This is a genomic window from Pseudonocardia sp. ICBG162, from assembly GCF_020496225.1.
Lineage (GTDB): Bacteria > Actinomycetota > Actinomycetes > Mycobacteriales > Pseudonocardiaceae > Pseudonocardia > Pseudonocardia alni.
The window spans coordinates 249,117-269,306 of record NZ_JAHLJD010000017.1 but is presented as its reverse complement, the minus strand read 5'-3'; the positions used below and the strand labels follow the sequence as shown (position 1 = coordinate 269,306).

19 protein-coding genes are annotated in these 20,190 nt (G+C 76.0%); 10 read left to right on the top strand and 9 right to left on the bottom strand.

Features of this window, described 5'->3' with window-relative positions; genetic code table 11:
- Complete coding sequence (locus KPL60_RS15350; RefSeq protein ID WP_226366249.1) at nt 1–483, bottom strand: hypothetical protein; 483 nt, start codon at nt 481–483, stop codon at nt 1–3.
- A 187-nt stretch (nt 484–670) separates the two neighbouring features.
- Here KPL60_RS15350 and KPL60_RS15345 point away from each other — a divergent pair, with 187 nt between their 5' ends.
- The 4 genes from KPL60_RS15345 (at nt 671) to KPL60_RS15330 (ending at nt 4,505) form a co-directional block, all read left to right on the top strand.
- Nucleotides 671–1,426 (top strand): 1-acyl-sn-glycerol-3-phosphate acyltransferase, encoded by a 756-nt coding sequence (locus KPL60_RS15345; protein ID WP_226357815.1) that lies wholly within the window; start codon nt 671–673, stop codon nt 1,424–1,426.
- A 26-nt stretch (nt 1,427–1,452) separates the two neighbouring features.
- A complete protein-coding gene (locus KPL60_RS15340) occupies nt 1,453–1,953 on the top strand; it encodes a polyadenylate-specific 3'-exoribonuclease AS (protein WP_062396083.1) in 501 nt (166 codons plus the stop codon).
- A 28-nt stretch (nt 1,954–1,981) separates the two neighbouring features.
- Entirely contained in the window at nt 1,982–3,385 is a 1,404-nt protein-coding gene (locus tag KPL60_RS15335) for a class II 3-deoxy-7-phosphoheptulonate synthase (protein WP_073574261.1), read from the top strand.
- Nucleotides 3,386–3,461: 76 nt separating this feature from the next.
- The gene (locus KPL60_RS15330) at nt 3,462–4,505 is read left to right on the top strand and encodes a WD40 repeat domain-containing protein (RefSeq protein ID WP_226357814.1); all 1,044 of its coding nucleotides are present in this window, start codon (nt 3,462–3,464) and stop codon (nt 4,503–4,505) included.
- A gap of 17 nt (nt 4,506–4,522) precedes the next feature.
- On the opposite strand, the gene KPL60_RS15325 is transcribed toward KPL60_RS15330, so the two are convergent.
- Complete coding sequence (locus tag KPL60_RS15325; RefSeq protein WP_226366248.1) at nt 4,523–5,539, bottom strand: LacI family DNA-binding transcriptional regulator; 1,017 nt, start codon at nt 5,537–5,539, stop codon at nt 4,523–4,525.
- 119 nt (nt 5,540–5,658) lie between these two features.
- Between KPL60_RS15325 and KPL60_RS15320 the strand changes: the two genes are divergently transcribed.
- From KPL60_RS15320 to KPL60_RS15310, 3 genes are read left to right on the top strand one after another with little or no spacing between them, the layout of a single operon-like run.
- Complete coding sequence (locus KPL60_RS15320; RefSeq protein ID WP_226366247.1) at nt 5,659–6,648, top strand: nucleoside hydrolase; 990 nt, start codon at nt 5,659–5,661, stop codon at nt 6,646–6,648.
- The gene (locus KPL60_RS15315; protein ID WP_226366246.1) at nt 6,645–8,069 is read left to right on the top strand and encodes an MFS transporter; all 1,425 of its coding nucleotides are present in this window, start codon (nt 6,645–6,647) and stop codon (nt 8,067–8,069) included. The genes KPL60_RS15320 and KPL60_RS15315 overlap by 4 nt, the downstream gene beginning before the upstream one ends.
- Complete coding sequence (locus KPL60_RS15310; RefSeq protein WP_226357810.1) at nt 8,066–8,929, top strand: PfkB family carbohydrate kinase; 864 nt, start codon at nt 8,066–8,068, stop codon at nt 8,927–8,929. Before KPL60_RS15315 ends, KPL60_RS15310 begins: the two co-directional genes overlap by 4 nt.
- A gap of 73 nt (nt 8,930–9,002) precedes the next feature.
- Here the strand turns inward: KPL60_RS15310 and pknB are convergent, their stop codons facing one another.
- Nucleotides 9,003–10,868: a Stk1 family PASTA domain-containing Ser/Thr kinase gene (pknB, locus tag KPL60_RS15305; protein ID WP_226366245.1), complete on the bottom strand. Its 1,866-nt coding sequence runs from the start codon at nt 10,866–10,868 to the stop codon at nt 9,003–9,005.
- A 123-nt stretch (nt 10,869–10,991) separates the two neighbouring features.
- On the opposite strand from pknB, the gene KPL60_RS15300 reads away from it, so the two are divergent.
- Entirely contained in the window at nt 10,992–11,345 is a 354-nt protein-coding gene (locus KPL60_RS15300) for an Rv2175c family DNA-binding protein (protein ID WP_062396076.1), read from the top strand.
- A 19-nt stretch (nt 11,346–11,364) separates the two neighbouring features.
- Here KPL60_RS15300 and KPL60_RS15295 read toward each other — a convergent pair whose 3' ends face one another.
- The 4 genes from KPL60_RS15295 to KPL60_RS15280 form a co-directional block, all read right to left on the bottom strand.
- Complete coding sequence (locus KPL60_RS15295) at nt 11,365–12,360, bottom strand: phytoene/squalene synthase family protein (RefSeq protein WP_226366244.1); 996 nt, start codon at nt 12,358–12,360, stop codon at nt 11,365–11,367.
- Complete coding sequence (gene mptB / locus KPL60_RS15290) at nt 12,341–13,954, bottom strand: polyprenol phosphomannose-dependent alpha 1,6 mannosyltransferase MptB (RefSeq protein WP_226366243.1); 1,614 nt, start codon at nt 13,952–13,954, stop codon at nt 12,341–12,343. The genes KPL60_RS15295 and mptB overlap by 20 nt, the downstream gene beginning before the upstream one ends.
- Nucleotides 13,955–14,044: 90 nt before the next feature.
- A complete protein-coding gene (crtI, locus tag KPL60_RS15285; protein ID WP_226366600.1) occupies nt 14,045–15,604 on the bottom strand; it encodes a phytoene desaturase family protein in 1,560 nt (519 codons plus the stop codon).
- A 5-nt stretch (nt 15,605–15,609) separates the two neighbouring features.
- Nucleotides 15,610–16,710, bottom strand: a complete 1,101-nt coding sequence (locus KPL60_RS15280) for a polyprenyl synthetase family protein (protein ID WP_226358032.1) — start codon at nt 16,708–16,710, stop codon at nt 15,610–15,612.
- 189 nt (nt 16,711–16,899) lie between these two features.
- Here KPL60_RS15280 and KPL60_RS15275 point away from each other — a divergent pair, with 189 nt between their 5' ends.
- Nucleotides 16,900–17,823 carry a methylenetetrahydrofolate reductase gene (locus KPL60_RS15275; protein WP_226366242.1) on the top strand — a complete coding sequence of 308 codons (924 nt, stop codon included), beginning with the start codon at nt 16,900–16,902 and terminating at the stop codon, nt 17,821–17,823.
- Nucleotides 17,824–17,888: 65 nt separating this feature from the next.
- On the opposite strand, the gene KPL60_RS15270 is transcribed toward KPL60_RS15275, so the two are convergent.
- Entirely contained in the window at nt 17,889–18,308 is a 420-nt protein-coding gene (locus KPL60_RS15270; protein WP_226357804.1) for an ATP-binding protein, read from the bottom strand.
- A gap of 186 nt (nt 18,309–18,494) precedes the next feature.
- Between KPL60_RS15270 and KPL60_RS15265 the strand changes: the two genes are divergently transcribed.
- Nucleotides 18,495–19,604 (top strand): glycosyltransferase family 4 protein, encoded by a 1,110-nt coding sequence (locus KPL60_RS15265; RefSeq protein WP_226366241.1) that lies wholly within the window; start codon nt 18,495–18,497, stop codon nt 19,602–19,604.
- Here the strand turns inward: KPL60_RS15265 and KPL60_RS15260 are convergent.
- Nucleotides 19,517–20,044, bottom strand: a complete 528-nt coding sequence (locus tag KPL60_RS15260) for a hypothetical protein (protein WP_226357802.1) — start codon at nt 20,042–20,044, stop codon at nt 19,517–19,519. The two genes, KPL60_RS15265 and KPL60_RS15260, sit on opposite strands and share 88 nt — an antisense overlap.
- Between the last annotated feature and the right edge of the window lie 146 nt (nt 20,045–20,190).

Below are 20,190 nucleotides of genomic sequence, written 5' to 3'. Positions count from 1 at the left end.
CTACAGCCGCGAGCCGTCGTCCCAGGGGTCGGGGCCCTCGTCGGTGTCCGGGCTCCACAGCCGCAGCAGCAGCCAGCCCAGGCCGGCCGCGATGAGCACCAGCCCCAGCGGCAGCGGCCAGGTCCCGCCGACGCCGATCAGCCCCGGCGCGATGCACAGCAGCAGCCCGACCGCGATCAGCCCGCCACCCACGACGGCCGGCGGTCCCGGCCGGGGCAGCGGCGGCGGCTCCGGGGGGTGGTAGTGGTCGTCCTGCTCGGCACCCGTGCCGGTGCCCGGGTGCGGGGCGGCGGGGCCCGGCCGGTGCGCGGGCCGGTCGGCCGTGGACCCCGCGGCCCCGGCCGCGTCACCGGGGTCGGTGCGCTCGGCACGCTCGGTGGGCCAGTCGGGGACCGACCCCTCCTCGCGCCAGGCGGCGACGATGGAGTCGAAGTCGTCGTCGGGCCGGTCCTCGCCCTCACGCGCGGGGTCTGCGGAACTCATACCCGTCCGTCCCTCCCCGCTCGCGGCGGCTCCCATCCTGTCACGGCCCGTGTCCCGCCCGACACCGCCCACGGGCCCGCGCGGGCGCGGCGCGGGGACCGCCCGACCCCGGTGACCACCGCCCCGTTGTGAGGAGGTGTCGACGCTCCGTAGGCTGTCGCCGAAGTCGGTAGGGAGGCAGCGCAGGGTGCTGTACTGGTGGTCCAAGTTCGTGCTGCTCGGCCCGTTGATGAGGCTGTTCTGCCGGCCGGAGGTGCGCGGTGCCGAGAACGTGCCCGGTGGTGCCGGCGCGATCCTCGCCAGCAACCACCTCGCGGTGGCCGACTCCTTCTTCCTGCCGTTGATGCTGCCGCGGCGGGTGACCTTCCTCGCCAAGCGCGAGTACTTCACCGAGCCCGGGATCCGCGGCTGGTTCAAGAAGCAGTTCTTCACCGGCGTCGGGCAGGTCCCGGTGGACCGGTCCGGCGGGTCCGCGGCGCGCGCCGCGATGGACACCGCGGTCCGGCTGCTGAACGAGGGCAAGCTGCTCGGGATCTACCCGGAGGGCACCCGCTCGCCCGACGGGCGGCTCTACAAGGGCAAGACCGGCGTCGCCCGGATGGCCCTGGAGGCCGGGGTGCCGGTCATCCCGGTCGCGATGGTGGGCACCGACAAGGTCAACCCCATCGGGTCCAAGATGTGGCGCCCGCGCAAGGTGAAGATCGTGATCGGCGAGCCGCTGGACTTCTCCCGGTACGAGGGCATGGCCGGGGACCGGTTCATCGAACGCTCCATGACCGACGAGATCATGTACTCGCTGATGGAGCTGTCCGGGCAGACCTACGTCGACCTCTACGCGGCGTCGGTCAAGGAGAAGGCCGCGGCCGGTGCGCCGCCGCCCGCCCCGTCGCGCCAGAGCCTGCCGCGGCCGGACGCGAACGTGCCCGACTCCCGCGCCTCCTGATCGACTCCGGTAGACAGGACGGCACCATGCGCTTCTTCTACGACACCGAGTTCATCGAGGACGGCACGACGATCGACCTGGTGTCGATCGGGATCGTCGGCGAGGACGGCCGCGAGTTCTATGCCGTGTCCACCGAGTTCGACCCGGACCGGGCCGGCAAGTGGGTGCGGGCCAACGTCCTGCCCAAGCTGCCCTCGCCCAGCGACCGGGCCTGGATGTCGCGGGCCCGGATGCGCGAGGAGATCCTCGACTTCTGCACCGGCGCCCCCGGCGACGTCGAGCTGTGGGCCTGGATCGCCGCCTACGACCATGTGGCGCTGTGCCAGCTGTGGGGCGCGATGCCCGCGCTGCCGCGGCCGATCCCGCGCTTCACCCGCGAGCTGCGCCAGCGGTGGGAGGACGCGGGCCGCCCGGCGCTGCCCCCGCCGCCCGCCGAGGCGCACGACGCGCTCGCCGACGCCCGGCACAACCTGCGGCGCTGGGAAGTGATCGCGGAGACCCTCGCGACGGGGGCCGCGCCCCGGTAGGGATCGGCCGCGGCCTAGGCTGGGCGGCGTGAACTGGTCCGTCGACGCGCCGATCGACGTCCTCCCGGAGCTGCCGCCGCTGCCCGCGGACCTGCGCTCCGCCCTGGACGACGCGCTCTCCCGCCCTGCCGCCCAGCAGCCCGAGTGGCCCGATCCGTCGCAGGTGGGCGACGTGCGGAAGGTCCTCGAGTCCGTCCCGCCGGTGGTGCTGCCGCCGGAGGTCGACCGGCTGCAGTCCCGGCTCGCCGACGTCGCGAACGGCGAGGCGTTCCTGCTGCAGGGCGGCGACTGCGCCGAGACCTTCGTCGACAACACCGAGCCGCACATCCGGGCGACGATTCGCACGCTGCTGCAGATGGCCGTCGTTCTGACCTACGGCGCCTCGATGCCGGTGGTCAAGGTCGGCCGGATCGCCGGGCAGTACGCCAAGCCGCGCAGCTCGCCGACCGACGCGAGCGGGCTGCCGTCCTACCGCGGGGACATCGTCAACGGGCTCGCCCCGGACGCGCAGGGCCGGATCCCGGACCCGTCGCGGATGGTGCGCGCCTACGCGAACGCCTCGGCGGCGATGAACCTGGTCCGCGGCCTGACCGCGACCGGGCTGGCCGACCTGTCCAAGGTGCACGACTGGAACAAGGACTTCGTCCGCACCTCTGCCGCGGGCGTGCGCTACGAGGCCGTCGCCGCCGAGATCGACCGCGCCGTCCGCTTCATGGACGCCTGCGGGGTGCGCGACCACAACCTGCACCAGGTCGAGTTCTACGCCAGCCACGAGGCGCTGCTGCTCGACTACGAGCGCGCCATGCTGCGCCTGGACCTGGAGCGCGACCCCACCGGCGGGGAGTCCCCGAAGCTCTACGACCTGTCCACGCACTTCCTCTGGATCGGCGAGCGGACCCGCCAGCTCGACGGCGCGCACGTCGCGTTCGCGGAGCTGCTGGCCAACCCGATCGGCATGAAGATCGGCCCGACGACGACGCCCGACCAGGCCGTCGAGTACGTCGAGCGGCTCGACCCGCACAACCGCCCGGGCCGGCTGTCGCTGATCTCCCGGATGGGCAACGACAAGGTCCGCGACGTGCTCCCGGCGATCGTCGAGAAGGTGACCGCCTCCGGGCACAAGGTCATCTGGCAGTGCGACCCGATGCACGGCAACACCCACGAGGCCTCGACCGGCTACAAGACCCGGCACTTCGACCGGATCGTCGACGAGGTGCAGGGCTTCTTCGAGGTGCACCGCTCGCTCGGCACGCACCCCGGCGGCATCCACGTCGAGGTCACCGGCGAGGACGTCACCGAGTGCCTCGGCGGCGCGCAGCGGATCTCCGACACCGACCTCGCCGGCCGGTACGAGACCGCCTGCGACCCGCGGCTGAACACCCAGCAGAGCCTGGAGCTGGCGTTCCTGGTCGCGGAGATGCTGCGCGGCTGAGCCGGTAGTCCTACGGTCGGTATCCCCTCGACGTCCGGTTCGATCCATGTCGACCGGTTCGACGGAGGGGGACGCCGTGCGACGACGGCTGGGTGGGGCCTGCGCGGTGCTGCTGCTGACGGTACTGCCGGTGGCGGGCTGCGGCAGCGGTGCGACGACGGCGTCGGGAGCGGGGTCGTCCGCGCCCCGGTGCGCGGCACCGGCCGACGCGCCCGCCCCGGTCCCACCGGTGGCGGCCGCGCCGGGAGCGGTCGGGCAGCGGCTCACCCTGGACCGGGACGCCCGGACGGTGCTGGCGCTCGCCCTGTCCGCCGACGGGAACCTGCTCGTCGCCGGGGACCGCCTCGGCCGGGTCACGGTGTGGGACCGCGCCGCCGGGGCCGCGGTCTGCGCGCTGCCCGGGGACCCCGGCGCCGCCGTCAACGACGTCGCGCTGAGCCCGGACGGGCGCACGGTGGCGTCGGCGTCCGACCGCGGCGCGGTCCGGCTCCACGACCTGTCCGGCGGAGCCCCGGTGGAGCTTCCCGGTCACGACGGCGACGTCGAGGCGGTCGCGTTCGCCCCGGACGGCGCGACGCTGGTGACCGGCGGCGCCGACGACACGGTCCGTTTCCGCGTGCTGCCCGGCGGCGCACCCGGTCCGGTCGTCGCCGTCCCGGACACCGCCCGTGCGCTGGCCTGGTCCCCGGACGGTGGGACGGTGGCGGTCGGGACCGACGGCGCCGTCGTGCTCGTCGGCGCCGACGGCACTCCGGGGGCGACCCTCGACACCGGTGACGGGCTCGCGGTCAACGACGTCGCGTTCGCCCCGGACGGCGCGCTGGTCGCCGCCGCCACCGACGGCGAGCGGGTGCACCTGTGGCGGACCGCCGACGGTGCCCCGGTGCGCGTGCTCACCGGGCCGGTCAACCACCTGCAGGCCGTCACCTTCACCCCGGACGGGTCCCGGGTGGTCGCCACCGGCAACCAGGGCGGTCTGTGGGTGTGGGACACCGCGACCGGCCGGGTGGTCGACCGGATGCAGAACCGGGGTGCCGGCTTCGACGTCGTCGTCACCCCGGACGGGCGGCAGGCGGTGTCGGGGTCGAGCGGGGAGATCTGGACCTGGTCGCTCGGCTGATCAGCCCTCGATGCGTCTCAGCCGCCGGTGCTGGCCCGGGCCGCGAGCCGTGAGGGCAGCAGGGGAGCGGCGGCGCCGTCGCCGTCCCCGGCGAGCACGGCGGCCAGCCGCTGGGCCGCGGCGCGGCCGAGCTCCTCGGCCGGCAGCGCCACACTCGTCAGCGACGGCGCCGTCACCTGCGAGTACGGCAGGTCGTCGAACCCGGCGACGGCGATGTCCCCCGGCACGGCCAGCCCGAGCCGGTGCGCGGCGGCCAGCACGCCGTAGGCCATCGTGTCCGCCGCCGCGACGACCGCGGTGGCCCCGGCCGCCCGCCAACGCGGCAGCGCCTCGGTGCTGACGTCGGCGGCGGCGTCGAGGGTCAGCCCGGCCCGGGTGCCGTCGTCGAGGACCCGCAGGCCGTGCTCGGCGGCGACCCGGGCGAGCAGCTCACGGCGCACGGTGAAGGTGGCCGAGGGCGTCGAGCCCTCCAGGTAGGCGAGCACCGTGTGCCCGGCCTCGGCGAGGTGCGCGACCAGCGCGCGCACGCCCGGCTCCAGGTCGAAGGTCACGGTGGCCGCGCGGCCCTCGAAGCCGGGGGCGTCCATCAGCACCAGTGGCGGGCCGCCCGGTTCGAGGTCGTCGAGGAACGTCGGCGACGGCGCGTGCACCAGCAGCCCGGCCGGGCGGAACGCCGCGACCCGGCGGACGTCGTCGGCGCCGGGCTGTTCGCCGCCCTCGATCACCGACAGCATCAGCTGGTGCCTGCTGCCCAGCGCCTCCCGGATCCCGGTGGTGACCCGCCCGAAGTAGGGGTTGGGGAGGTCGGGGGCGAGCAGCACGACGAGGTCGGTGGTCCCGCGGGCGAGCGAGCTCGCCGCGTGGTCGACCACGTAGCCCAGCTCGTCGACCGCGGCGCGGACCCGCTCGGTGATCACCGCGGACACCCGTCCGCGCGACTTGCCGTTCACCACCAGCGACACGGTGGACACGCTCGTCCCCGCCCGCCGGGCCACCATCGCCGCGGTCACCCGCCGGCCCACCGGTCCTGCCATCCGGCGAGCCTACCCGGACGCGCCATACATCAAGCGCTTGACGTCATGCGCTTGACGAGTCACAGTCGACACGTCAGGAGCGCCCCGGACGACCGCGACGACGAGGTGGGACACCGGAGATGACCGAGAAGATCGTCCTGGACTGCGATCCGGGCCACGACGACGCGATCGCGCTGCTGCTCGCCCACGGCGACCCGCGGATCGAGCTGCTCGCCGTCACCACGGTCGTCGGGAACCAGACGCTGGACAAGGTGACCCGCAACGCGCTGTCGGTCGCGACCCTGGCCGGGATCACCGGCGTGCCGTTCGCGGCCGGCGCCGACCGCCCGCTGCTGCGGGAGATCGCCGTCGCCGCCGACATCCACGGCGAGACCGGCCTGGACGGCCCGGAGCTGCCCGCACCGGCGTTCGCCACGGTGGACACCCACGCCGTGGACCTCATCGTGGAGACCGTGCTGGCCCACGAGCCGGGCACCGTCACCCTCGTCCCCACCGGCGGGCTGACCAACATCGCGCTCGCCGCCCGGCGCGCCCCCGAGATCGTCGACCGGGTCAAGCGGGTGGTGCTGATGGGCGGCGGCGTCGCCGTCGGCAACCGGACCCCGGTGGCCGAGTTCAACATCGCCATCGACCCCGAGGCCGCCGCGATCGTGTTCGAGGCGGGCTGGGAGGTGGTCATGGTCGGGCTCGACCTGACCCACCAGGCGCTGGCCGGTCCCGAGGTGCGCCGCGCGATCCGCGCCGTCGGGACCGGCCCGGCGCGCTTCGTCGACGAGCTGCTGGACTTCTTCGCCGCCACCTACCGCGACGTCCAGGGCTTCGACGCCCCGCCGGTCCACGACCCGTGCGCCGTCGCCCACGTCATCGACCCGACGATCGTGCGGGCGTTCCCGATGCCGATCGTCGTCGAGACCGCGGGCCGGCACACCACCGGGATGACGGTCGCCGACCGGCGCGGCCCGGCCCCGGCCGGATGCCGCACGCACGCCGCGCTGGAGCTCGACCACGCCCGGTTCTGGGAGCTCGTCGTGGACGCGCTGCGCGCCATCGGCGACCCCGCCGACCTCACTGATCTCACTGATCTCACTGCAACGGAGCAGATCGCATGACCACCCCCGACCGCCGCCCGGTCGTCACGCTCGTCGTGGCGGTGCTGGCCGCCTGCGTGGCGTTCCAGCTCAACGCCTCCATGCTCAGCCCCGCACTGGTCACCATGGCCCGCGAGCTGGGCACCGACGACGCCACCGTCGGCCTGTCCCAGACGATGTTCTTCACCCTCGCGGCGATGTTCTCGCTGTTCCTGCCGCGGCTGTCCGACATCGCGGGGCGCCGGCGGGTGCTGCTGGTGATGCTCGCGGTCATGCTGGTCGGCATCGTCGTCGCCGCCCTCGCCGTCAGCGTGCCGATGCTGTTCGCCGGCCGGGCCCTGCAGGGCATCACCGGGCCGGTCGTCCCGATCTGCCTGCTCATGCTGCGCAGCGAGATCGCCGACCCGCGCCGCTACGGGATCGTGCTCGGCCTGATCACCGCCGTGAACGGCGGCGTGGCCGGTCTCGACGCGCTGCTCGGCGGCTGGCTGGCCACCCACCACGGCTTCCGCTCGATCTTCTGGGTCATCGCCGCGGTCACCGTCGTCGCGCTGGTGCTCGTCGCCGTGTGGGGCGTGGAGTCCCGCCCCTCGCAGGGCACCCGGATGGACTGGCGCGGGGTCGTCCCGCTGGTCGTCGCGGTCGGCGCGCTGCTGCTGGCCTTCGACGAGGCCGCCGCGCTGTCCGACGCGCGCTGGGGCCGGGTCGCCGGGTACGCGCTGCTCGCCGTCGTCGCCGCGGTGGTGTTCTGGCGGCTGCAGGGCCGCACCGCGCAGCCGCTCGTCGCGCCCGAGGACCTGCGCCGGCGCGCCACCTGGGCCACGCTCGGCACCACGCTGCTGACCGTGACCGGGGTGTTCGCCGTGGTCAACGGCCTGGTCGCCTCGATCGCGCAGAACCCCACGGCCGGGTTCGGGCTCGGTGCGGACCTCACCGCACTCGCCCTGCTCGCCCCCTACGCGCTGATCGGCTGGCTGGTCGGGCCGTTCGCCGGTCGCCTGGCCCCGGTGCTCGGCTACCGCACCGTGCTGCGGGTCGGGCTGGCCGGCAGCGTCGTCGCCACCGTGCTGCTGGCGGTCGTGGGCGTGCACTCGTTCGCGGTGCTGGTCGTCGCGACGCTGCTGCTCGGCGTCACCTACGCCGGCATCGCCAACATCATGCTCAACGGCCTGGGCGTGCTGCTCTCGCCCGCCGACCGGCCCGGCATGCTGCCCGGGCTCAACGCCGGCGCGTTCAACCTCGGCGCCGGGATCAGCTTCGTGGTGCTGCCCGCGGTGCAGGTCGCCGTCGGCGGGGCCGGGCAGACCGGGGCCGGCGGCTACACCGCGGGCATGCTGGTCGGGGCCGCGTGCACCGCGGGCGCGTTCGCGCTGTCGCTGCTCATCCCGCGCCCTGCCGCCGCCGAGACCGGCGCCGCGCACGACGTGGTGGACGCCCGATGAGCCGGGTGCTGGTCGTCGGCTCGCTCAACGCCGACCTGGTGGTGCGCACCGAGCGCTTCCCGGGGCCGGGGGAGACCGTGGCCGGGTCGGACCTGACCGTGGGCCCCGGCGGCAAGGGCGCCAACCAGGCCGTCGCCGCCGCCCGGCTCGGGGCCGCCGCCGGGGTCGGCGTGGGCATGGTCGGCGCGGTCGGCGACGACGACCACGGCCGGACCGTCCGCGACGCCGTCGCCGCCGCCGGTGCCGACGTCGACCGGGTCGCGGTGCGGACCGGCACGGCCACCGGCACCGCGGTCATCACCGTCGACGCCGCGGGCGACAACACGATCGTCGTCTCGCCCGGGGCCAACGCCGCCCTGGAGCCGGGGGACCTGCCCGCCTTCGACGACGTCGCGGTGCTGACCCTGTGCCTGGAGATCGGTGTCCCGACGGTGCTGGCCGCCGCCCGGGCCGCCCGCGCCGCCGGGACCACGGTGGTGCTGAACCTCTCGCCCTACGCCCCGGTGCCCGCCGAGCTGCTCGCCGCCACCGACGTGCTCGTGGTCAACGAGCACGAGGCCGCGCTGCTGGGGGAGCACCCGGTGCCCCGGTCGGTCGTGACACGCGGGGCCGCGGGCTGCGAGGTGCACGACGCGCGAGCGGCTACGGTGTCCACAGTGGATGCGATACGGGCCGACGTGGTGGACACCACCGGGTCGGGCGACGCGTTCCTGGCGGCCGTCGCCGTGCGGCTCGCCGCGGGGGACGACCTGCCGGACGCCGCGCGCTACGCCGTGCGCGCCGGTGCCCTCGCGGTCACCGTCGCCGGGGCGCAGCTGCCCGAGATCGGCGACGCCGAGCGCACCCGCTTCGGGCTGTAGGGCCCCTCGAACGCCGGTGTCCCGGCCGGGCCGCCACCCGGCCGGGACGCCGGCTCCCACCCGCGACGCGGGCTCAGAGCACGGTCAGGGTGACCGTGTCGCCGGGCTCGGCGTCGCCGCCCGCCCCCGGGTCCTGGCCGACCACGCGGCCGTCGCGGCGGCCGAAGGGGAAGCTGCGCTCGATGTCGACCTCGAACCCGTCCTGACGCAGCAGCGCCTCCGCCTCGTCGGCCCGCATGCCGATCACGAACGGCACGGAGGTGGGCGCCGCGGGCTCGGCGGTCGGCGCCGGGGGCGGCGGTGCCGGCTCGGCGCCCCGGCTGGTCACCAGGGTGACCGCGGCACCACCGGCGAGCCGGGTCCCGGCGGGCGGGTCGGTGCGGATCACCGCACCGGCGGGGACCTCGCTGCTGAACTCCTCGGCGCTCGTCGAGCGCACCGGGGTCAGCCCGGCGCGGCGTACGGCGTCCTCCGCGGTGTCCACGGCGCTGCCCGCGGGCACGTCGGGCACCGCGGGACGGCCGGTGGACACCACCAGGGTGACCGTGGTCCCGCGCAGCACCCGGGTCTCCGGAGCCGGGTCCACCTGCGCGACGAGGTCGGGCGCCACGTCGTCGTCGGCCCGTTCGGTGACCGTGGGCGTCAGGTCGGACTCGGCGACGAGCGCGGTCGCCCGCTCGCGGTCCAGGCCGGTGACCGCGGGCATCGTGGTCCAGCGGCCCGACCCGAGCCACCAGGCGCCCGTCCCGGCCAGCGCGGCCAGCAGCAGGAGCAGCACCATCCACAGCGCGAACACCCGGCGGCCGCGACGGCGGCGCCCGGCCAGCTCCTCGCGGGTCATCGGCTCCGGCTGCCCGGCGGGGGTGACGGCGGTGCCGTGCGCGCCGCGGGCCCGGGTCTGCACCCGGGTGCCGCCGGGGCCCGGTGCGGCGGCGTCGAGCGGGCGGTGGCGCAGCGGGCCCGCGGGGAGGGTGGCGCCGTCGTCGGGCGGGGGCGGGCCCGGCGGGCGCGGCGTCGCGGTCCGCGGCAGGCCCAGCCGGTCGGCCATGTCCAGCAGCTCGCGGCGGAAGTGCTCCGCGTCGACCGGGCGCTGCTCGGGGTCCCGCGAGGTGGCCCGGGCGACGAGCGCGTCCACGGCCGGCGGCAGCCCCGGGACCAGCGCCGACGGCGGCGGCACGTCCTCGTTCACGTGGCGGTAGGCCACCGACAGCGGGTTGTCGGCGGTGTAGGGCGGCTGCCCGGTCAGCATCTCGTAGAGCACGACCCCGGCGGCGTAGACGTCGCTGCGGCCGTCGGCGCGACCGGACACCACCTGCTCGGGGGAGAGGTAGGCCATCGTCCCGAGGATCATCCCTGCGTGGCTGACCCCGGCCTCGGCGGCCGCGGTGAGCAGGCCGAAGTCGGCCACCTTCACCTCGCCGCCGGAGGAGATCAGCACGTTCTCCGGCTTCACGTCGCGGTGCACCATGCCGAGCCGGTGCGCGCGGGCCAGCCCGGCGAGGACCGGTTCGAGCACCCGCACCGCGGCCGGGAGCCCGAGCGCGCCGCGGGCGCGCAGCACGTCGCGCAGGGTGCCGCCGTCGACCAGCTCCATGACGACGAACAGGCTGGCCTCGCCCAGCGGGCCCGCGGGGACGGTGCCCCGGTCGTAGACGGCGACGACGCACGGGTGGTCGATCCGGGCCGCGAGCCGCGCCTCCCGGTCGAACCGGGTGCGGAAGGCGTGGTCCCCGGCCATCCGCGGGTCCATCACCTTGATCGCGACGGCGCGTTCGAGACGGGTGTCGGTGCCGTGGTGCACCGTCGACATGCCGCCGCGGGCCAGCACCGGGCCGACCCGGTAGCGACCGTCGAGCAGCACCTCGCCGGGGCCGTCGGCGGCGAGCCGCCCGGCCCCACCCGGGGCGCCGGGATCGACCGGACCGGACGGTGAGCTCATCGCGGGTCAGGTTACCGGTGGGGATCGGGTCGGTCGTGCAGGTGGTCGGCGTAGGACCCCACCGCGTCGGCCGGTCCGGTGGGCGTCGGCGCCGCCCGGGGCGGTGTGGGACAGTGTCCGGCTGTGAACGAGTCCCTCCCCGCCGCTGTCACCGAGGAGACGCTGAGCGTCGCCGAGGTGGCCGACCGCCTGTCGATCCCCGTCTCCCGGGTGCACCAGCTCGTCCGCGACGGGCAGCTCCTGTCGTTCAAGAACGGGCACGACGTCGTCGTCCCGACCGCGCTGCTCGACGACGACGGTGTCGTGCGCGGGTTGCCGGGCACGATCGTCGTCCTCCGCGACGGCGGCTACGACGACGACGCCATCCTGAGCTGGCTGTTCACCGAGGAGGAGTCGCTCTCCGGTGCCCCGATCACCGCGCTGCGCGCGGGCCGGCACAAGGAGATCAAGCGCCGCGCCCAGGCCATGGCCTTCTGAGCGTTCCGCCCGGCCCGGCTCACCCGCGGGACGGACGCCCGGCGCGTTCGCGGGCCAGCTGGGTCCCGCGGGCGGCCAGCGCCCGGCCGAGCCGGGGCAGCGCGACGGCGGCCCGGCGCCGGTTCGGCACCGCGACCCGGTGGGTCAGCACGTCGTAACCGGCGTCGGCGATCTCGTCGAGGATCTCCGCGTACAGCACCCGGGCGGCGCCGACGCAGGCCCGCGACACCGGCTCCAGCATCGGGATCCCGGGGTCGGCCCGCCGGTAGGTGGCCCGGGTCCGGGCGACGAGGTGGGCCAGGGCGCGGCGGATCCGCGGGTCCGGGCGCCCGGTGCGCCGGCTCCAGGCCAGCAGCTCCCGGTCGACGCCGAACGCGGCGAGCTCGTCGGCGGGCAGGTACACCCGGCCGCGGTCGAGGTCCTCGCCGACGTCGCGCAGGAAGTTCGTGATCTGGAACGCCACGCCCAGCAGCGCGGCGTGCGGCTCGGCCTCCGCCCGCGGCACGACCGTCCCGAGCACCGGCAGCGTCTGGAGCCCGATCACGGCGGCCGAGCCGTGCACGTAGACGGCCAGCTCGTCGTCGGTGGCGTAGTCGGTGACGGTCAGGTCCATCCGCATCGAGACCATGAAGTCCCGGAACAGCGACGCGTCGAGGTCGTGGCGGCGCGCGGTCTCGGCGACGGCGAGCACCTCGGGCCTGCTGCCGCGCAGCGGTGCGCCCGCCAGTGCGGCCGCCAGCTCGGCGTCGAGCGCGTCGAGCCGCGTCTGCGGGTCCCCGCCGCCCGCGCCGTCGGGGTCGTCGACGATCTCGTCGGCGAAGCGGGCGAAGCCGTAGAGGGCGTGGATGTCGACCCGTCGCTCCGGGGGCAGCAGCCGGGTCGCCAGGAAGTAGGTGCGCCCGTGCTCGGCGTGCAGCGCGCGGCAGGCCGCGTAGGCGGCCCGCAGCTGCGGGTCGGTCAGGCCGGCGGCGTCGAGCTCGACGCGCCCGGCCCGCTCAGCCGCGGACGCCCGCATCGGTGGTGGGCGCGGTCGACGGTGCCTCCGGGGCGCCCCGGCGCAGCCCCAGCGGGTCCGGGCGGAGCAGCGACACCGCGGCCAGGACACCGGCCATGGCACACACCAGCAGGTAGTGCGGCACGTAGAGGGCGGTCTCGCCGTCGGGGAAGTACACGATCATCAGCCAGATCGAGCCGAAGACCACCCACTGCAGTCCGCGCGCGCTCCACGGGGTCATCGCGAGCAGGCAGAACCCCCAGCTCAGGTACCACGGCAGCGTGGTGGGGGAGAGCACGGCGGCCAGCGCGAGGGCGATCGCGGCGTTGCGCACCGCGGCCCGCGGGTCGTCGCGGCCGCGCCACCACAGCAGGGCGATCAGCAGGCCCATCACCAGCGCGCCGATGAACCGGAACGTGTCGACGAACGCCTGGGTGTTCACCTCACCGGCGAACATCCCGGCCACGCTCGCGGTCGCCTGACCGAAGGCGGTCGGCACCGACAGCCAGTTCACGATCATCGACGGGGCGCTGAGCGCGGGCAGCCAGCCCAGCCCGAACCCGGTGAGCCAGGTGGCCCCGCCGAACACAGCGCCGAACACGGCCACCGACGGCACCCCGGCCCGGACCAGCCGCGACCAGAACCCGCCGGACAGCTTCGCGGCCCACACCAGCACCAGGAACGGCAGCACGATCCCGGCCGAGGCCTTCACCGCCATCGCCAGCGACGCGACGACGATCGCCCACACGAACCGCTGCCGCAGCGCCAGCAGCGCCGCCAGCGGCAGCAGGCCGACGACCAGCAGGTCGTTGTGCACCCCGCCGACCATGTGCACGACCATCACCGGGTTCGCCACGGCCAGCCACAGCGCGACCGCGGGGCGCCCGCCGAGGCGCCGGGTCAGCGCGGGCAGCACCGCCACGAGCAGCAGCAGCCCGGTGACCAGGGTCAGCCGCATCAGCACGACGCCGAGCAGCACGTTCTGGCCGACCAGCAGGACCACGCCCTGCGCGAGCAGGATGAACAGCGGCCCGTAGGGGGCGGGGGTGTCCTGCCAGAAGAAGTGGACGTTGTCGGTGAAGATCCCGCCCATGGTGTCCGGCCCGACGACGTACGGGTCGTACCCGGCCAGCGGCAGCGCGCCCTGGGCGAGGTAGCTGTAGGGGTCGCGGGTGAACAGCGGCGCCGTGACGAGCATCGGCAGCATCCACACCGCCGCCGTCGTCAGCACCGCGCGGCCACCGGCGCGACGGGCGAGCACGGCGCGGCCCAGCCGCACCCACGCCCACACCATCAGCACCAGGCCGACGTAGATCACGACCGTCGCGAGCATCGCGCCGTGGCCGTAGCGCCAGAACGACAGCGCCGAGTTGCCGATCACCGGGTCCCGCATCGGGATCCCGCCGCCGCCGAACGAGCCGAGGAACATCAGCACGGTCCCGGCCAGCCCCAGCAGCAGGACGCCCCGTGGTGGCGAGCCGAGCCGCTCGACCAGGCCGGGGCCCGCGGGCCGCGGTGCGGGCGGCGGGGGCACGACCGCGCCCGTGCCGGGGTCCGGCGTCACCGGTTCGGGTGCCGCCGGGCGGGGGAGCGGGGGCGAGGGCTGAGCCGTCATCGTGTCCGTGTGTGCTGGTCGGGCATCGTCGGGAAGCATGATTCCACGCCCCTCGGCGCTCCTACTCGGCGCCCGCCCGCAGTGCCCTCCTCAGGGCCCCGTGCGGGCCGCGGCCCCGTGCCCGGCGTGCTCGGCCGGGCGCGGACCGGTGATCCGCTCGGCCGCCAGCCGCCCGGAGATCAGCACCGGCGGGATCCCGACGCCGGGGGTCGTGCCGCACCCGGCGAGCACCGCGTTCGCCGTCCCGCGGACCAGGTTGCGCGGCCGGAACGGGCCGGTCTGGGCCAGCGTGTGCGACGCCGAGAACGGCGTGCCCGCGGCCATCCCGGCGGCCGCCCAGTCCTGCGGGGTCCACATCCGGGTCCAGCTCGGCTGCGCGGAGGGGTCCACCAGCCCGCGGTCGGCGAGCACGCCGAACAGCTCCTCGGCGTACGCCGGGCCGACCCGGTCCCAGTCGATGCCGGGCGCCACGGCGGTGTTCGGGCACGGGGCGAGCACGCTCATGACCTCGCGCCCGCCGGGCTGCAGCGACGGGTCGGTCAGCCCGGGCCGGGTGACCAGCAGCGACGGGTCGGACATCAGCCGTCCCTCGTCGATGATCTCGCGGAAGGTGCCCGCCCAGGAGCCGCCGAAGGAGATCGTGTGGTGGTGCTGCGCGGTGCCGGGGGCGGGCGCGGGCATCCCGGCGTGCACGACGACGGCGCTGGGCGACCAGCGCAGCCCGACCGGGCGCCGCGGGGCCCCGCCGAGCAGGGCGTAGGCCGCGGGCAGCTCGGGGGTGAGCACGACCGCGTCGCACGGGGTGAGCGACTCGTCGGCGCCGTCGGGACCGGCGTGCCGGACCGCGGTGACCCGGTCCCCGGAGCGGTCCAGGCCGGTCACGGTGCGGCCGTAGTGGATCTCCGCTCCCGCGTCGGCGGCCGCGCCGGCCAGCGCGGTGCCCATCATCCGCATGCCGCCGCGCGGGAAGTACACGCCCGCGACGGTGTCCATGTAGGCGATCACGCCGTAGGCGCCGAGCGCGTCGCGCGGGGAGACACCGGCGTAGAGCGCCTGGAAGGAGAACACCCGGCGCAGCCGCTCGTCGGGCAGGAAGCGGTCGATCCGCTTCCCGAGCCGCCCGAAGCCGCCGAGCGCGGCGAGCCGGGCCAGGTCGGGGCCGAGCAGCGACAGCGGCGAGTCCATGTTCGCGCCGATGAAGTCGTCCATCTCGGCGCGGTAGAGGTCGGTGAGCCAGCGGCGCAGCCGCCGGTACCCGGCCGCGGAGTCCGGGCCGCACTGCTCGCGGATCTCGTGCTCCATCGCGGCGGCGTCGGTGTGCACGGCGATGGCCGAGCCGTCGGCGAACTCGGCCCGGTAGGCCGGGTCGAGCCGGACGAGGTCGAGCCGGTCCGCGGTCGTCTCGCCGACGGCGGCGAACGCGGAGTCCAGCAGCTCCGGCATGGTCAGCACGGTCGGCCCGGTGTCCAGGGCGTAGGTGCCGTGGTCGTCGGTCACGTCGAGCCGCCCGGCGCGGCCGCCGGGGAAGTCCTCCCGCTCGACGATCGTGACGCGGCGGCCCGCGCCCAGCAGGTGCAGCGCCGTCGACAGCCCGGCCAGCCCCGCCCCCACGACGACGACGTGGTCGGTGTGCCCCTCGATCCGCCGCACCCCGCTCACCAGGCCCGCCGGGTCGCGCGCTCGGCCAGCTCGAACAGGTGCGAGCGGCCCGGTTCGGCGACCGGAGCGGAGTCGAGCGCGTCGAGCGCGGCGCCGGTGAGCGCGGCGATCCGCTGCTCCACCGACTGCACCGCGCCCAGCTCCGACAGCGCGGAGCGGGCCCGGTCCAGGCTCGCGGCGTCCAGGTCGGGGTCGCCGAGCGCGGAGAGGACGACGTCGGCGGCGGCCCGGTCCCCGCGCTGCTCGGCGCGCTGCAGGGCCGCGGCGACCAGGAGGGTCCGCTTGCCCTCGCGCAGGTCGTCCCCGGCGGGCTTGCCGGTGACCCGCGGGTCGCCGAACACGCCCAGCAGGTCGTCGCGCAGCTGGAAGGCGACGCCGATGTCGGCGCCGTAGCGCCGGTAGGCCGCGACGACCCGCGGGTCGGCCCCGGCGATCGCCGCGCCCAGGTGCAGCGGCCGCTCGACGGTGTAGGCGGCGGTCTTGAACCGGTCGATGGTCAGCGCGGTCGACTCGGCGGTGTCCCCGGAGGCCTGGGCCAGCACGTCGAGGTACTGGCCGGACAGCACCTCGGTGCGCATCGCCCGCCACGGCTCGGCCGCGCGGGTGTGGGCGCCCTCGGGCAGCGCGGCGGCGTGGAACATGTCGTCGGCCCACACCTGGGCCAGGTCCCCGACGAGGATCGCGACGGCGGCGCCGAACCGGGCCGGCGGGCCCGACCAGCCGTTCGCCGCGTGCATCCGGGCGAACTCGACGTGCACCGTGGGCCGGCCGCGCCGGGTCGAGGAGGCGTCCATCAGGTCGTCGTGGACCAGCGCGCACGCCTGGATCAGCTCCAGCGACGCGATCGCGCTCAGCACGCCCTGCGCGTGCGGGTCGGCCGGGTCGCCGCCCGCGCCGCGCCAGCCCCACCAGGCGAAGGTCGGCCGCAGCCGCTTCCCGCCGCCCAGGACGAACCCGGCCAGCGCGTCGGCGGCCTGCACGACGACCGGGTCGATGCCCAGCACCTCGGTGCGGCGGCGGTCCAGGTACCCGGCCAGCACCCGTTCCACGTGCTGGGGCAGCGCGTCGTCCAGCGGAGCCGGACCTGCCGTGGACAGGCCCGGGGACCCGGACGGACCGGACGGTGCGGACACGGGGGAGACGGGGTCGGCCACGACGACCAGGCTATCGGTGCACCCGGGACCCGGCCCGTCGATGCGGTGGTGGTGCACGTCATGGCCGCTCGGGGGCGGTGCGGGCCCGTCGGTGGGCGACCGGCCGGTGGTGCGCCCCGTAAGGTCGTCGCCGTGACGACGAGTTCCGCATCCACGGTGACCGAACGGATCAGCGTCGACCGACCCTTCTTCGCGGTGGAGTTCTTCCCGCCGAAGGACGACCAGGGCGAGGCGGAGCTGTGGCGCGCCATCCGCCGCCTCGAGGTGCTCGACCCCGCCTACGTCTCGGTGACCTACGGCGCGGGCGGCTCCAGCCGCGACCGCACCGTGCGCACGGTCGAGCGGATCGCCACCGACACCACGCTCTGCTCGATGGCGCACCTGACCGCCGTCTCGCACTCGACCGACGAGCTGCGCCACGTGATCGGGTCGCTGGCCGCCGCGGGCGTCCGCAACATCATGGCGCTGCGCGGGGACCCGCCCGGCGACCCGCTCGGCGAGTGGGTCGCCCACCCCGAGGGGCTCGAGTACGCCGACCAGCTCGTCGCGCTGATCAAGCGGTCCGGCCCGTTCTGCGTCGGCGTCGCCGCGTTCCCCTACGGCCACCCGCGCTCGGCCGACCTCGACGCCGACACCGAGCGGCTCGTCGGGAAGTTCCGGGCGGGGGCGGAGTTCGCCGTCACCCAGCTGTTCCTGGAGCCCGACGGCTTCCTGCGGCTGCGCGACCGGGTCGCCGCCGCCGGGTTCGACCAGCCGATCATCCCCGGCATCATGCCGCTGACCTCGGAGAAGACCTTCCACAAGGGGCCCGAGCTGTCCGGCTCGCCGCTGCCGGCGGCGCTCGTCGAGCGGCTCGCGCCCTACTCCGGTGACACGGCGGCGTTCCGCGCCGCGGGCATGGAGGTCACCGGCGAGCTGTGCGAGCGGCTGCTCGCCGAGGGAGTCCCCGGGATCCACTTCTACTGCCTCAACCGGTCGACGGCGACGACCGAGCTGGTCGAGCGTCTCGGGCTGGCGCCGCGGTCCGACGGCGCGCGGCTGTCCGCCCGGGCCTGACCCTCCGCCCGTAGCGCCACGCACCGGCCGTTCCCGGGCCGGACCGGCCGGATCGGGTGGACCGGTCAGGCCGGCCGCACCAGGTGCAGGTCCGGGGCCGGGCTGGCGCCGACCGGCCCGACGTCGGCCCAGGTCGTCTTGCCGCCGCGGTGCCGGCGCACCCCCCAGCGCTGCGAGAGCCGGCCGACGATCTGCAGGCCGCGCCCGCGGGTCGCGGTGGGGTCGTGGGGCTGCTCGTGTCCGCATACGACCGATCCGTCGCGCACACGCAGCCGCACCGCGCCGTCGCGCACCCGGGCGGTCACCAGCATCGGGGTGTGCGCGTGGTCGACGCCGTTCGCGACCAGCTCGTGCAGCACCAGCGTCGCGTCGTCGACGGTCAGGTCGTCCACCAGCGGGGTCAGGAACCGCGTCAGCTCGTGCCGGGCCGTGCGGCACGCGGCCGCGTCGGGCTCCACCCTCAGGATCCAGGACTGCGCGGTCACGGCCCCGCCCCCTCCACGTCCTGCCGGGCCGGCCCGCCCGACGCGACCCGGTTACCCGATGTGCCCGCTTCGCACACTCCCGCGGTCCCCCACCCGTGGACGGGCCGGAGCGGGTACGGTCACTGGTCCGACGCGTAGAGCCAACTGCGCGTGCCCGCAGCCGCGAGCACGACGTGGAGGATCCGCTTGCGCATCGCCGTCATCCGTACCCCCGAGGTCCCGCGAACGTGCGGCGCGGGTATCACCGCCGCCTCGCTGGCCGCCGCCGGTCACACGGTCCGGGTGTTCACCGACGTCCCCGACGACCCCGACCTGACCGCCCCGGCCGGTGGCGGCGCACTGCGCGTGCAGCCGTGGGACGCCGGGCAGGACACCGCACTGGCCGCGGCATGGTCCGACGACCCGCCCCAGGTGGTGCACGCCATCGGCCCGCGAGCCGGGGCCGCCGCCGCCGCGACCGGGGTGCCGGTCGTGCAGGTCTACCCGGCCGACTGCCCGGGCCCGGCTGCCATCCCCGCGGCCCGCACCGGGTCGTCGCAGGGGGCGGCCCGCGTGCTGGCCTCCAGCGAGGAGCAGCACACCGCCCTGCTGCGCCGCGGGGTGCCGCGGGCGGCGTTGCGGACGGTGCCCGCCGCCGTCGACACCGACGTGTTCACCCCCGACGGCCCGGCGCTGCGCCGGGGCGACCGGCCGCGGCTGCTCGCCGTCGGCTCGCTGGCCGACGGTGCCGGGATGGACACGGTGATCCGGGCGCTGGCCCGGATCCGCACCGCCGAGCTGCTCGTCGCCGGCGGCGCGGCGGACCCGGACCCCGACCGCGCGCGCCTGTTCGGCATCGCCCGCGAGGCCGGCGTGGCCGGGCGCGTCCGGTTCCTCGGGCCGGTCGAGGGCGGCCTGCTGCCGCGGCTGCTGCGCTCGGCCGACGTCGTGGTCGCCGCACCGGAGCACGACGTCGGGGTCGGGCCGGTCCTGCAGGCGATGGCCTGCGCGCGGGCGGTCGTGGCGACGGGCGTGGGCGGGCTGCGCGACGTCGTCGTCGAGGGGGTGACCGGGGTGCTGGTCCGCCCGGCCCGGCCCGCCGAGCTGGCGGTCGCGCTGCGCGGCGTGCTCGGCGACGACGCCCTGCGCGCCGGGCTCGGGATCGCGGGCCGGGACCGTGCGGTGTCGCGGTTCGACCGGGCGCGGATCGCCGAGGCCCTGACCGTCGTCTACGGCGAGCTGGTCGGTGAGCCGGCCGTCGAGCCCGCCGAGGAGGACGACCCCGAGGACCGCACCCCGGTCGGCGCCGCGGGCTGACCGGGCGGCCACGCCAGGTCGCGGACGTCCCGGACGCGCCGCGGCGCGCCCTCGACGGCCGCGTGCCGGTGCGGCCCGGGGGACCCGGGGTGGCGGATGACCTGGAAGTGACCGGCGCGGCGGACCCGCCGGGCCAGCGCGACGCGGTGCCGGGGCGGGGCGACCAGGCGCCGGTGCACCCGCTGCAGCCCGGCCCCGCCCGCGAGCGCGACCGGCAGCGCCACGACCACGTGCCACCACGACGTCGCCCAGAAGTGCACGGTGGCGACGAACAGCGCCGTCCAGCCGACCGCGGCCGTCCGGAGCAGGGTCAGCCGGATGCGCAGCGGCCGGTCGCGGCAGCCGCGTCGCAGCACCGGGGCGGTGCGCGTGAGCACCCACAGCCAGTACAGCGCGAGCAGGGTGAGCGCGAGGTAGCCGGTGACCCGTCGGAGGTCCATGTGGCCGACTCGCCCCCGATCTACGCGGTGTTACGGCTCACACACGCAGTGTCGGTATGGGATCCGGTGTCCGGTACCGCCTGCGCCGTGCGAGTGATCATCCGCGTGACTGATGAGTAATGCTAACCGTCTGCTCCTAGCGTGAT